Below are 13750 nucleotides of genomic sequence, written 5' to 3'. Positions count from 1 at the left end.
CTTCGAGCTCGGAGTTTTGTCTAAGGCTTATAAGAGGGTGATCGGGGTGCTTTGTGGCACTCCGTTCTTTTATGGCTACATGCTTAAGGTAGTCTTTAATTTTTGATGGTATTAGAGTTATGGAACAGCAGGATTATTATGAACTTCTTGGCGTTAGTCGTAATGCTGAGGAAAGCGAAATCAAAAAAGCTTATCGCAAACTGGCGATGAAATATCATCCCGACCGTAACTCTAATGACAAAGCAGCAGAAGAAAAGTTTAAAGAAATACAGAAAGCCTATGCGGTGTTATCCGATCAACAAAAACGTGCTGCCTATGATCGTTTCGGGCATGCAGGTGTTGACCCTTCTATGGGTGGGGGACATGGCGGCTTTGGTGGCTTTGGTGATGTTTTTGAAGATATTTTTGAGAATATATTTTCTGGTGGGCGTTCTGCAGGTAGACAGTCCCGGGCACAGCGTGGTGCGGATTTACAATTTAATGTGCAGCTCACGTTGGAGGAGGCCGCTCTTGGCAAACAAATTGAGATCACTGTACCTAGACATATAGTCTGCGAAGTTTGTACAGGTTCGGGCGCTAAAAAAGGCACCACGCCAAAAACTTGTGAAACCTGTAATGGTGTAGGCCAGGTTCGCATCCAGCAAGGTTTCTTTTCTATACAACAAACCTGTCCCACTTGTCATGGGGAAGGAAAAATCGTTACTGATCCTTGTACTAATTGTCATGGGCAAGGTCGAGTCCGAGAGAGCAAAAAATTAACTGTCAAAATTCCTGCCGGTGTTGATAATGGCGATCGTGTGCGTCTAGGTGGTGAAGGAGAGGCTGGTATCCATGGTGGTCCATCTGGCGATTTATACGTACAGATAAATGTTAAAACACACGCTATTTTTGAACGGCATGAAAGTGATCTGCATTGCGAAGTACCTATTAGTTTTGTTACTGCAGCACTAGGCGGGTCGATTGAAGTACCTACCCTGGAAGGTCGGGTTACTTTGAAGATTCCCAGCGAAACACAAACTGGAAAAACATTCCGTTTGCGTGGTAAGGGTATGAAGTCAGTGCGAGGCCATGCGACAGGCGATTTATTATGCAGCGTTGTTGTAGAAACTCCGGTGAATTTATCAAGAGAACAAAAAGAATTGCTGACTAAGTTGCAAGATTCTTTGGATAGCAGCAAGAAAACTCATTCACCGCGCTCTACTTCCTGGTTTGATGGTGTAAAAAAGTTTTTTGAAGACATGAAATTTTAATGGCTGTGCTGTACAATTGATTATTTTTATCACAGCCTGTAGGCGTTGCGAGGAGCAAACAGAGGCTTTAGGTTGAAAGACCTAGGCACGTTGCTCCGGTAGTAACGCCATGATTAAAGAGTCTTAATATGTTCAATAAACCTGCAATATTAGTGCTTGCCGACGGAACGATTTTTGAAGGCGTCTCTGTTGGTGCCGATGGTGACTCCGTAGGTGAATTAGTTTTTAACACAGCAATGACTGGTTATCAGGAAATGCTGACAGATCCCTCTTATGCTAAACAAATTATTACTCTAACCACCGCCCATGTTGGAAATACAGGTTGTAATCTTGAAGATATGGAGTCATCGAGGATCTGGGCTGCTGGTTTAGTGATGCGCGATTGCTCTTTGGTGGCCTCAAATTACCGCTCAGAACAATCGTTACCAGATTGGTTAAAAAAACATGGTGTTGTGGCAATTGCTGGTATAGATACACGTGACTTAACACTGCGGTTGCGTCAACACGGTGCTGTGGCCGCCTGTATTAGTACGTCGGCCAATGAAACAGAGCTTGCATTAGCGAAGGCTAAAGCGTTTGCTGGTTTGGAAGGTATGGATCTGGCCTGTGAAGTATCGCGGAAAACAGTGGAACGTTGGCATGAAGGGCGCGGGGGATGGGGAGAGGCTTCTAAACCCTCTCGATTTCATGTTGTAGCCTATGATTTTGGTGTGAAACATACTATTTTGCGTATTCTCCATGATAAAGGCTGCCATGTAACGATTGTCCCAGCTAAAACCACGGCTGAAGAGGCACTGGCATTGAATCCTGATGGTATCTTTTTATCTAATGGGCCAGGTGATCCATTGGCTTGTGATTATGCAATTGCAGCAACCAAAAAATTTCTCGATGCGAATGTTCCGGTTTTTGGAATTTGCTTAGGTTTTCAAATATTGGGTTTGGCCTGTGGTGCAAAATCACTTAAAATGAAATTTGGCCATCATGGTGCTAACCATCCGGTAATCGAGACTGATGGATCTAAACGAGTTCTAATAACTAGTCAAAATCATGGTTTTGCAATTGATGAAGATTCTTTGCCGGATTGCCTGGAAGTCACACACCGTTCTTTATTTGATCAGAGCTTACAAGGAATCAGGCATAAACATAAGCCAGCCTTTGGTTTTCAAGGTCATCCGGAAGCTAGTCCCGGGCCGCATGATATTGAAGCCATTTTTGAGCAGTTTATGACAATGATGAGTTAAAAATTTAATAGGTATAAAAGGGGATAAAGTGAGTGATTTTCATGTTTTTACCTCAGAATCAGTTTCTGAGGGGCATCCAGATAAGATTGCCGATCAAATTTCTGATGCTATTTTGGATGCTATTTTAGCTAAAGATCCTAAAGCTCGTGTGGCTTGTGAAACCTTTGTTAAAACCGGAATGGTTTTAGTTGGTGGTGAAATTACGACCACTGCATGGGTTGATGTTGATGAAATTACTCGTGCGGTGATTAAAGACATTGGCTACAACAGTTCAGAGATGGGATTTGATTGGGCTTCATGTGCGGTCTTATCAGCAATTGGCAAGCAATCTCCCGACATCGCCCAAGGAGTAGATAACCAACAGACTAAAATTCTTGGCGCAGGCGATCAAGGCATGATGTTTGGCTATGCCAGCAAGGAAACAGATGTCTATATGCCGGCACCTATTGCCTACTCGCATCGCTTAATGAGAAAGCAAGCCAGTCTTCGCAAAGAAAATAAGCTGCCTTGGTTACGGCCGGATGCGAAATGTCAATTAACAATGCGCTATGAGCAGGGACAACCTGTTGCTGTCGACACCATCGTATTTTCTACTCAGCATTCTCCAGATATTAGTCATCAGGAGTTAACCGAAGCGGTTAGAGAGGAAATTATTAAACCGGTATTGCCTGCTGAGTGGTTATTGCCTAAAACGCGTTATTTTATTAATCCAACAGGCCGTTTCGTCATTGGTGGCCCACTTGGTGATTGTGGTTTAACCGGGCGTAAGATCATAGTTGATACTTATGGTGGTATGGCACGCCATGGCGGCGGTTGTTTTTCTGGTAAAGATCCTTCTAAAGTGGATCGGTCTGCTGCCTATGCTGCGCGTCATGTAGCAAAAAATATTGTAGCAGCTGGTTTGGCAGACAAATGTGAAGTCCAGGTGTCCTACGCTATAGGTGTTGCGGAGCCGACCTCTATCAGTGTTGATACTTTTGGTACTGGCCATCTGACTAATTCAGAAATTATTGAATTGATTAATACTCATTTTGATTTAACACCACAAGGTATTATCGATCATCATAATTTATTACGTCCTATCTATAGGCAAACTGCTGCTTACGGACACTATGGGCGCGAAGATTTGCCTTGGGAGCGTTTAGATAAAGTTGCTGCTTTAAGTAAAGCCTTATGACCTTAACGCCCTAATAGTTGATTAGGGGCTGTTGATTTCTGTTCTCTTGGCCGAAAAGTATTGGTTTGCTGCGTTTCACCGCTCGCAAATCAATGCTTTTCGACTTAAGCGGAATGTCAATAGCCCCTGGTTGAAGGATCGATTGAGAGGACAAACTGATGACACAGATGGATACTGTTGTAACAAAAAATCATGCAACCCAAGATTATAAAGTTGCTGATCTGTCTTTAGCGGCCTGGGGGCGAAAAGAAATCGCCATTGCGGAAACGGAAATGCCGGGTTTGATGGCTTTACGGAAGGAGTTTGCTACCGAAAAACCACTGCAAGGTGCACGTATTGCAGGTTGTTTGCATATGACAATTCAAACGGCTGTTTTGATAGAAACTTTGCTTGCTCTGGGAGCTGAAGTTCGTTGGTCATCATGCAATATCTTTTCTACGCAGAATCATGCTGCAGCCGCGATTGCGGCTGCAGGTATACCCGTATTTGCCTGGAAAGGTGAAACGGAAGATGAATATTGGTGGTGTGTGGAGCAAACGTTGCGCGGCCCCAATGACTGGTCACCCAATTTACTACTCGATGATGGCGGTGATTTAACCCAGATTATCCATGAAAAATACCCATCAATGTTGGCGACAATTAAGGGCGTATCAGAAGAAACCACAACTGGCGTAGCAAGACTTTACGACATGGCCAAAAAAGGGCAATTGGGAATGCCTGCTATTAATGTCAATGATTCAGTAACCAAATCTAAATTTGATAATCTTTACGGCTGTCGTGAATCACTTCTGGATGGCATTAAGCGCGCAACAGATGTGATGATAGCGGGAAAGGTAGCACTTATTCTTGGTTATGGGGATGTAGGTAAAGGCTGTGCACAAGCGCTGCGAGGTCAGGGTGCCTCGGTGTGGATTAGTGAAATTGATCCAATTTGTGCGTTGCAAGCAGCAATGGAAGGTTATCGAGTCGTTAGGCTGGATGAGGTCGCTGAGCAGGTTGATATTGTTATTACAGCGACAGGTAATTACCACGTGGTCAAACATGAGCATATGGTACGGATGCGGAATCAAGCTATTCTATGCAATATAGGCCATTTTGATTCAGAAATTGATATCCAGAGTTTACGCGGATACCAATGGGAAAATATTAAGCCTCAAGTTGATCATGTTATCTTCCCCGATGGTAAACGTTTGATTATTCTTGCTGAGGGACGTTTGGTCAATTTGGGTTGTGCTACCGGGCACCCCAGTTTTGTTATGTCTACCTCTTTTACAAATCAGGTTCTGGCACAAATAGAATTATTTCAACATACTCAACACTACGACAAGCAGGTCTATGTTCTCCCCAAACATCTGGATGAAAAAGTCGCACGCTTACATTTGGAACGTATTGGTGCAAAACTGACCCAGTTAACTAAGGAGCAGGCGACTTATCTTGGTGTTCCCATTGATGGTCCTTACAAACCTGAATACTATCGTTATTAGATAAGAAGAGTGGCAACCCAAGAGGGACCAAAATAAATAGACATGTAAGTCAGTGCTCTTGTTGTCACAACGCTGATTCTCTTACATACTTATTTGTTGAATTAGAGCAAAAGGAGTAGGTAGATGCGTTGTCAAGGATTGATTGGATTAGTACTTTTTTCTTTTATTCGTCTGGTTGCTGCTGAAGAAGCTGCTGTACGGGTTATTGTAAAATATAAACAACCTTTAGCAGTATCTTCTTTGCGAACTGTACTAAGTCAAACTGCGCATTATCCTATCTATTCATTAACACCTATTGCAGGTGGTGCCTATACGCTAGTCTTTAATGATAAAAACTTACCGAAAAGCGGCCTCAAAAAAATTGATAGCACTGCGAGGATTCTTGAGCAACTACGTAAAAATCCAAATATAGTTTATGCAGTTAAAGACAGGGTAGGTCATTTCAAACCGGTTCCTCATCCTCAAACAGTGCTATCAATGCCGATGCTTTCTCATGAATTGCAATGGGATGAGTTTTCACCGCCGGCGGGTATGATGTTGGAATCTGCACCAGGACGCCGGGATGGTGCCTGGGCTTATAGTACTGGCCTGGCAAGAAATCCAGTGATTGTTGCTGTCTTGGATACCGGTATTACCCTTAATGACAGCTTGATTAATAACCTTGTTAAAGATGCTGCAGGGAATATTTGGGGATGGAATTTTGCTGCAAATAATAACAATGTTATTGACGAAACAGGCACTTATCATGGCACTCATGTAGCAGGGATTATCGCCGGTTATGGCGATGTTATGGTGGGAGTTGGTGAGAATCTGAAAATTTTACCGGTTAAGATTCCTGATGCAAGAGGGATGTTTTACGAGAGTCAGGTGATTAATGCCATATACTGGTCTGTGGGAGGGCGTGTACCTGGAGCACCGGATAACCCCTATCCCGCGAAAGTACTCAATATGAGTTTTGGTGTTGATGAACGTCCTGGTAAGGAAATTGACCATTGTGATGCGGCCTTACAAGATGCTTTGTTATTTGTACGTCAACAAGGCGCGGTTATTACTGCAGCTGCAGGTAATGACAATCGCTGGGAGCATTATAATGCTCCTGCTGCGTGTAACGGGACTATGAAGATTGCTGCGACAGGACCAGAAGGTTTGCGTGCTTACTATTCTAATTATGGGCCGAGCGTGAGTTTTTCTGCTCCTGGAGGGGATCTGCGTTATGGTCGGGAAGGTGGCATTCTTTCCACGGTTAACCCCGGCGGTGGTTATCAAGGCACGGGTTTTGACTTCTACCAGGGAAGCAGTATGGCCTCACCCCATGCAGCAGGTGTAGCTGGTTTGATTTTTGCAATTAGAGAGGGAGAGATATTGCCAGAGCAGGTAGAGCAAATTCTTTATGCAACGACCCATGATTTTGGGAAAAGCAACGACAGTAATAAATCTTGCGTCGGTGAAAAGCCTTGCGGGCATGGAATTTTAGATGCTGAGAAAGCTGTTAAAGCCACATTAGCCAATTTTGATAGGATTATTACTGTGCCAACAGCCAATGGATTAACTCTTTCCTCTTGTGGCAGAAGTACTTATCGACCTGCTATTACCATACTAAATACTGGTACAAAGAAAGAGCCAACAGAGTGGTTGCAAATGACAACAGCTTGTCAGCAGAAAAATGAATACTCCCGTATACAACTGCGGCAAACGAATGGGGACGAAATAATTGTGAACTATGGAGCGGTAAGTTACCGTTTAAATAATTCAGGATTTAGGCGTTGCCAGCTCATTGGTAAACAAGGTGTAGGCTGTTATCGCTAATACGAACGATAGTTAGGATGGTGCAACGGTGTTGATCCCTTTGTTTAGCTATTACTGTCTTTAACTGGTTCGGCAGTCTATGCACATGTTTATCCACAGATTTTGTGGATAAAACACGAGATCGAAACAAAAAGAAAAAACAATTTAACCCTTTAAATACAAGGGTTTTTTTGGAAATAAGGCTTTCTATTAAGAAATAAAAATAGGGAAGAATAAAAAATATCCACAGGATATAAGACTGGTAACAAATTTTACCAAGTTTGTAATCATAACAAATAAATAATAAAAAAACAGTCTTGACTTGCTCTATTATTTAGAATTCAGGGAGGTCGCAGGAATAGGGAGAACAAATACTGGGGGCACTGTCTCAGAGAGAATTAAATAGAGGGTATTCTTGTCACGGTTCATGTTTTCAGGTGGATGCCTCGTAAGATGTTTTAGGCTTCTTAAATTAGTTTAAGCATGCACACCACATCATTAACCTGGCTTCCTTCTTTTTGCTTGTAAGCCGGACAAGAAATACTCTCTATTGATTATAAAATAACCTTAATGCCCATTAGTAGGCAATAGATAAATTGTTAAATTATAGAAAATTTTAAATTTTTAACTTAATAAGTAATAAGCTATTTTTGTTTATTCGCCAGTGCTTCTGATTTTTCACTGAATTACCAGATTTTAGATTTTAGTTTATTCCTTTTTCATGGAGCAGGAATGGATGCTTGAGCATAAAATGGATTCTCATATTCAGTCCCATTTTTGGCAATATAGCTGATTATTTGTTCGGCTGGCAATGAGAGAGCCAGTGTATGGCATTTGTCTCTCAAGTCTACTCCACTTAAGATGCTTCCAGTTTCAGACGTAGTAGGAAGAGTAATTTTATAGCAGCCATGAGCTTTTGTATCTGCATGTAAATCTGCACGGGATTGATAAAAATTTCTATAGACGTTTGTCGGTTTTTCAATCCATCTCCAAGTATTATATTCACCAAGATCGTGGCCAGGATCGATTGCTTCGAAGATAGGTGTGTAAAATACTAGTTCCCGATTGTTATTTTTTAGTCCGAAAAACGAAGGCATGGCAAGTTTCTCCTGTATCAGCATCTTGAAGTTTATTCATTTTTGTAAAGAAATCCATAAGAAACATCTTGTTAATATTTTATTCATTTTTGATCTGTATAGTACAGTCTTATTCCAATTAAATCATATATAGAATCATGACAACAGTACTGGACCAAATTAATCGTGAACTCTTAGGAAGAGTAAAACCCAAGAGAACATTTACCTTATTTAGTGATACGGAGTCTGATTTTTTCAGTGCACTCCATAAGCAGCTTAATTTAAGTGATGATATGGCAATCCATGATTTACTGAAAGCAATCGCTATACTGGAAAGTATTCCAGCGTTTAAAAATTATTTGGATAAAGAGAGATATCGCACCCTGGATGATTTAAAGAGTTTGAAACTTGATATTCCTGAACAGGCTGTTTTTTCTGGTCGACCTAAGGTTTCTCCGTCTCTTTTCCCTCTGTTGACAAAAATCCATGATCGTCTTTTTTCTTCCTATGAATCAGCATATCTTCACGCCCGCGGGGAATTGCCAGTCAATCAAGTTGATTATCATCAGGTGATGATAGAGGAGTCGCAAAAATTTAATGAAATGAGTTTGACGACTAAACAGGCCGTGTTACCCGATGGAGCAACAATTGTTAAGGATGTGGGTAGGGGTAGTGTCACTATCGCGGGGAAAAAAATAGTAACTGAGGATTCCTCTGACCCTTCGGCTATTATTGCTGCAATTGAATCACTGACCGGTGATAAAATCACAACGCCGGGTTCGAAGGCTAACAAAATATTTAACTTCGGTGGTCAATTTTTGCAAGGAACTCTTTTACAGGAATTTTGTAGTACAGCCATGTTAGTTGGTAAGAAAATTGTAGGACTCGAGTCTGGTTATACCAAGGGCATGATTAACTGGACTAAGGATGTAACAACGGGTGAATTTGTTGCACAAGTAAAACTTAAAGTTTTAACTTGTAGTTATGTAAATTATCAAAACAAAAAAGAAGCCCCTAAACTTTATGCTATTGCTGCGGATGGCCACACTTTATTAGACGTGGATGCTGATGCGGTTGAAAATATTATGCAACGGGCTAAATCAGAGATAAATGGAAGTACTGTCAATGACATGGTTCCGATTGCTGAAATAGATGCGGTGATTCGCTTGGTTCCACAACCCTATAAATTACCACAACAACACTTTATGAAAGTCGAAACTGCTTCTATACACTACAATACTGCCGATATGGTATCGACAAAAGAAAGAGGATTGTTAGCAGAACTTGTCATAGAACACACTAACAGTTCTGTTACTGCCACGACAGGGTTCTAATCTTTTAGGAGAGGGATAATAAGCAAACCTGTTGTTTGCTTATTTCTTTTCTAAGTTCTAGGCAACGTCTGATTTCAGTATGAAACCTGTTAATATGCCTGGGCTAAAAGGGTTGATTTGATTTTGAGTTTTCAACAGATACCGCCCAGAATTGCCATTCACTTCAAACAGGATTTGTAAGCTGGCGCTATCATTGCTATCAACAAGTACATTGACTTTTTCCAGCATCTTAAAGAATGCCCAAGGGCCAACCTCTTCCAGTTCGTAATGATTCCCCTCAATGGAATATAACGTTAATTTTGCATCTGTCTGGGGCCAGCTAAAGAGCGTATAGGAGTCACTACTTTGATTATCCGTTAATGTCGTTTTACCAATGGTCAACTGTAAATTGGATACGACAGGATCTAAATTGATTTTTTGGAGACTAAATTCAATCTTGCTTGTTTCGGTTTCTTCAGGGAAGAACATATTGGTAATGACATTGGCACGGATTAACTCATTCGTGATCTCACTTGAAATAGGTAATACATAGCCATTTAATTCTTTGGGTTGCCATTGTGGTGTAGACGTATCTAAAAACGGTTTCAAATAATTATTAACAAATACATTAAGTACACCGTGGGGTGCAAAGAAACGATCAAAATCACCGAGAGTGACCTCATCTTTTTTTGAAGGATCAAGAGGATAACGATTGGCTATGGTGGTTTGGTATTCTTTATAAACGGATTGCTGCCATTGTTTATTTAGATAAGTTCTACTTTCGTTAATGAAAATGAACCAGGTATCATCCGCTAACTGTTTTGCCCAGGTAGAAACAGGTTCTGGGAGTTGACGGGCTCTATTGTACAAAGTACTGAGCGGATCGGATAAGGTACCCCCTTGAAAACGCGTTTTGGTTAAATCAAAGATTGTACGACCCTGATCATTGATTAGTGAAAGTGTGGTAAGGAATTTTTCCAATTCATTGATATTCTGTGAGAGTTCGTTAGTGGCAGAATTACTCAGCAAATTTAAATACATGAATTGGTTAGCTACTTTTTGATTAAATAAAGCGTCATCTTCAGTCAATTCGGGGCTTGTTTGCTGTTGAATCAACTCAATAAGCTTGTTGATTGAATTATTTTGATGCAACGTTTGAGTGAGTTGCCGTGCTTGTTGATAATCCTGATAATGTTGTGGTTTCGTGCGGCGAATGAAATTTTGCCACCAGGTGACATATTCAAAGTAATAAGCCTCTTCCAGGAGTGCAGGCAAGTTATTCAGATCTTGACGTGCTAAAACCCAATTTTCATGTTGGAGCTGGGTTGCCAGCTTAGGCAACAACATGATGACTTCTTTAAAGCCAGCCTTCGTATAGTAAACAGGCAGCTCCTTACTGGCTAATTCAAAGCCATTCATTTCAAGATCTTGCTTCTCGCTAGAAAAATTACTTTTTGCCAGTGAGTAATAAAGATAGGTTGCGGGTAAAGCATTGAGGTAATTCCGCGCATCACTAACCAGTTGTTTATTAATAACCACAGGCTGCATGGGTTGTTTTAAAGCATCCTTAAGCAATAACAACTGTTTAGCTAAATTACTCGATTGGTTATTGGTTTGCCAATACTGAGAGAACCAATGGGTTACTTCGCTTTCTGAGTAATGCTCTGGTTCACCAAGCATCAGATAAATTTTCAAGGCTTGATAACGAGCTATTTGTGTTTGGGCAGGATCGGAAATGGTTTTCTCAACATAAGATAGTAATTCAGGTAAGAAATTATCCCGTAAACGATGTTTCGTATTACTATGCAATTGAGTTTTTAATTGTTCAATAACTGGTACAGAAAGTATATTCGAGGGAATCTGTTGCAATTTGGTCGCAGCCAATGACAAATGGTAGAGTGCGGCAGTTTTATCATTGACTTGTCCAAGCATTGACTCATAAGCTAACAATTCCTTACTCGCTTCATCTAATAGTTTGGAGGTTTTGAAATGTTGATGAACTATCCCCACAAACGATAAACCAAGTATACCAGCGGTTAACCCTGTTAGTAATTTCTGAATGGTACTAGTCTGCCTAATATGGCGCTTGGTTTGTTCCTGGCAAGCTTTCAAAGCACCTTCTATAAAATAAGGCCGGTAATTGTTGGATTGAGGAAATTTATCCTGAACGGTTAGGGCATATTCATGTTGAATCTTCTTATTAAGCCGGTCAATACTGTGACCACCTTGTTCGGCACTGGTAAAGTAGATGGCCTGTATGCGCAATAATTGAATCGGCAAATTTTGTAATAAGGATTGTACCGGTACACGCAAGCTGGCAAGTTGCAGGGGAAATTCTCTAATTAAAGTACGTTTGGCACTGGAACGCGCAGGATGTAATTTATTGATAATTTGCTGGCTTAATACTTCCAGCATTTGATCAAATTGTTGCCTGTAATTTACAAGTATCTTACTTCTCTGTTTTGTATAATCCAGCGAAAATCCGAGTGGTTTTGCAAGTTCACTGGCATGATCTGACTGAAAAAATTCGCAAAACCCGGCGAGAGTATCGAGCTTCGTCAAAAGGATAAAGCCTTCAACACTATAGCCTAAGGCATGTCCAAAACGCTCCAGCAGTTGTGCATGTGATTTACATTGTTCGACAAGTTGCACTGGTTCTGCGAGTAACAGCTCGTTACTATTAATGCATAAAATAATGCCACTGATTCTGACATTATTGTGGCAACGATTAAGTTGCTTCAGAGTATAGGCTAGTAAATTTTCACTTTGATTAAGCCAAGTTTCTCCAAGCTCTAAAATCACCCCATGCTGGTTGTAGAAAAAGTTAGCACGACCTTCGGTATCAACTGGATAATGGGTTAGATTACTTTGACGTAGCAAAGCTGTTTTGCCTTGATTTACTTTGCCTGTAATCAAGAGAAACGAGATAGCATTATTTTGTGGTTTTAAGTAACCCAGAATTTTTTTTAATGCATCACAAAGTACGGTTAAGGATTTGTCCATTAATCATCCAGTTTAGCGGTTACAGTATGCCCAAATTGAACGATTTTGGCCTGATTTTCTAATAACGTATGGCTAATTAAATAACCGGCGACCAATATTACCAAGGCGGAGACAGCTGTCACAATGACAGGCCTATAATTTTGGGGAAAGTTGTCAATCACTTTTTGTTCATGAAATAAACGATGTGGTTTGTTGACACGGTGCTGTTGAATTAACTGATACAAGTCTTCGATTAAATTATCCAGGGCTTGTCTGCCATTTGGGCGCCCATGCTGCTCCCCTTCAAAACCTGCAATTAAGCAATAATAAGCAAGTTCGATTAAATCCAGATATTGATTTGGCTGCTGTTTAATATAATTAACAATGTCAAAAAAACGCTGTTGAGGGCCTACCTCATCATGTGACGAGGGAGTGAAGGCTTTAAATTCAGCAACCTTGCCATACAGGCGCAGATAGTTTTTCCCCAACAGTTCATCAATAGTGGCACACAGGATATAGTGCGCAAGAGCATCTATCTCTTCAGTAGATGTATTGCTATTGACCCGACTATGGAAAGCACGTAATTCATGCTCGATATTTTCACGGATACTCGTTATCGGCGGCAAAGAAGGTGTAATACATAAACGCTCTAAGAGTGAGAGCAAGGGGCCTGCTGCAGCTACAAGCGGGTTGGTAGTAAAAGGTGCAATAAATAATTTAGAACGATAATATCCTTGGGGCATTTGTTGCGCGTTAGATAATGACAGTCGGCTGACAAAAGAGGCCGAAAAGCGTTCGGCTGCCATGGTTTTACTCCAAATAGGATTAATTATCTGTAACTTTTCACCATATTCACAATTCAGATGTTTTGGAGGCATCTAAGGATTGAGGGTGCAGTTACTATTGTTCTAAAAAAATGTGAAAGGTCTAACGATAATACGTTATCTATAAAGCCTTGTCGATAAGTTGTGTTAAAAGCAGTCAATCTTCATCAAACGCATCGTTAAAGTAACGGAGAACCCAGTTTTCACCAAGATATTCAAAGCAGTCTTGAAGGAAATCGGCAAGCTCTTCTGCTGTTAAACGGTGCTCAAAACCAGCTGGTTCGACATGATGATGAAAATAATCATTAAAGTAGCGATAACAAAAATCGACATAATCTCGTGTATGCAAGATGAAGGTATGCCACATTTTATCCACAATCAGTAAAGGACCGAACAGATAAGTTGAGCGTTTGTTTGTTTGACGATAGGCATTGATCCACATCCAAGCCAGGAGATCCTGAAATAATTGGGTACTTTTTTCATGTGAAAAATCGGGATGTAGATGGCAGAAATAGCGAACTACCTGCTCGTTTTTATAAGTAAGTAGTTCAGTAAGGGGCGGTAATCTCATTAGCGACAGCAGGCTTTTTGCCAGTCAGGTTGCTTGGTGATATGACG

Annotated in this window: 10 protein-coding genes and 1 other RNA gene; 6 read left to right on the top strand and 5 right to left on the bottom strand. The window is 40.9% G+C overall.

Annotated elements, in window-relative coordinates:
- Positions 1-119 precede the first annotated feature (119 nt).
- The 5 genes from dnaJ to Lfee_RS10680 all read left to right on the top strand — a co-directional run bounded on the left by dnaJ (position 120) and on the right by Lfee_RS10680 (position 6958).
- On the top strand, positions 120-1250 hold the full coding sequence (dnaJ, locus tag Lfee_RS10700) for a molecular chaperone DnaJ (RefSeq protein WP_058446643.1): 1131 nt from the start codon (positions 120-122) through the stop codon (positions 1248-1250).
- A gap of 128 nt (positions 1251-1378) precedes the next feature.
- Positions 1379-2491, top strand: coding sequence for a glutamine-hydrolyzing carbamoyl-phosphate synthase small subunit (carA, locus tag Lfee_RS10695; protein WP_058446640.1), 1113 nt, complete (start codon positions 1379-1381; stop codon positions 2489-2491).
- Positions 2492-2519: 28 nt separating this feature from the next.
- Positions 2520-3668 (top strand): methionine adenosyltransferase, encoded by a 1149-nt coding sequence (gene metK / locus Lfee_RS10690; protein WP_058446638.1) that lies wholly within the window; start codon positions 2520-2522, stop codon positions 3666-3668.
- A gap of 158 nt (positions 3669-3826) precedes the next feature.
- Positions 3827-5152, top strand: coding sequence for an adenosylhomocysteinase (ahcY, locus tag Lfee_RS10685; RefSeq protein ID WP_058446636.1), 1326 nt, complete (start codon positions 3827-3829; stop codon positions 5150-5152).
- A gap of 123 nt (positions 5153-5275) precedes the next feature.
- Positions 5276-6958: a S8 family serine peptidase gene (locus Lfee_RS10680; protein WP_058446633.1), complete on the top strand. Its 1683-nt coding sequence runs from the start codon at positions 5276-5278 to the stop codon at positions 6956-6958.
- Between the two features lie 379 nt (positions 6959-7337).
- Here the strand turns inward: Lfee_RS10680 and ssrS are convergent.
- Both ssrS and Lfee_RS10675 read right to left on the bottom strand, forming a co-directional pair.
- Positions 7338-7489, bottom strand: a non-coding RNA gene (gene ssrS, locus Lfee_RS16545) — 6S RNA.
- A 167-nt stretch (positions 7490-7656) separates the two neighbouring features.
- Positions 7657-8034 (bottom strand): hypothetical protein, encoded by a 378-nt coding sequence (locus tag Lfee_RS10675; RefSeq protein WP_112854879.1) that lies wholly within the window; start codon positions 8032-8034, stop codon positions 7657-7659.
- Positions 8035-8171: 137 nt separating this feature from the next.
- Between Lfee_RS10675 and Lfee_RS10670 the strand changes: the two genes are divergently transcribed.
- The gene (locus tag Lfee_RS10670) at positions 8172-9347 is read left to right on the top strand and encodes a hypothetical protein (protein ID WP_058446629.1); all 1176 of its coding nucleotides are present in this window, start codon (positions 8172-8174) and stop codon (positions 9345-9347) included.
- 57 nt (positions 9348-9404) lie between these two features.
- On the opposite strand, the gene icmF is transcribed toward Lfee_RS10670, so the two are convergent.
- The 3 genes from icmF to Lfee_RS10655 all read right to left on the bottom strand — a co-directional run bounded on the left by icmF (position 9405) and on the right by Lfee_RS10655 (position 13703).
- On the bottom strand, positions 9405-12329 hold the full coding sequence (icmF, locus tag Lfee_RS10665) for a type IVB secretion system protein IcmF (RefSeq protein WP_058446627.1): 2925 nt from the start codon (positions 12327-12329) through the stop codon (positions 9405-9407).
- Entirely contained in the window at positions 12329-13114 is a 786-nt protein-coding gene (gene icmH, locus Lfee_RS10660; RefSeq protein ID WP_058446625.1) for a type IVB secretion system protein IcmH/DotU, read from the bottom strand. Before icmH ends, icmF begins: the two co-directional genes overlap by 1 nt.
- 175 nt (positions 13115-13289) lie before the next feature.
- Positions 13290-13703, bottom strand: coding sequence for a glycine-rich domain-containing protein (locus Lfee_RS10655; RefSeq protein WP_058446622.1), 414 nt, complete (start codon positions 13701-13703; stop codon positions 13290-13292).
- Positions 13704-13750: the final 47 nt, after the last annotated feature.

This window comes from Legionella feeleii (assembly GCF_001467625.1).
GTDB classification, from domain to species: domain Bacteria; phylum Pseudomonadota; class Gammaproteobacteria; order Legionellales; family Legionellaceae; genus Tatlockia; species Tatlockia feeleii.
Note: the sequence above shows the minus strand (reverse complement) of the source record. Positions and strands in the feature narration are given on the sequence as shown.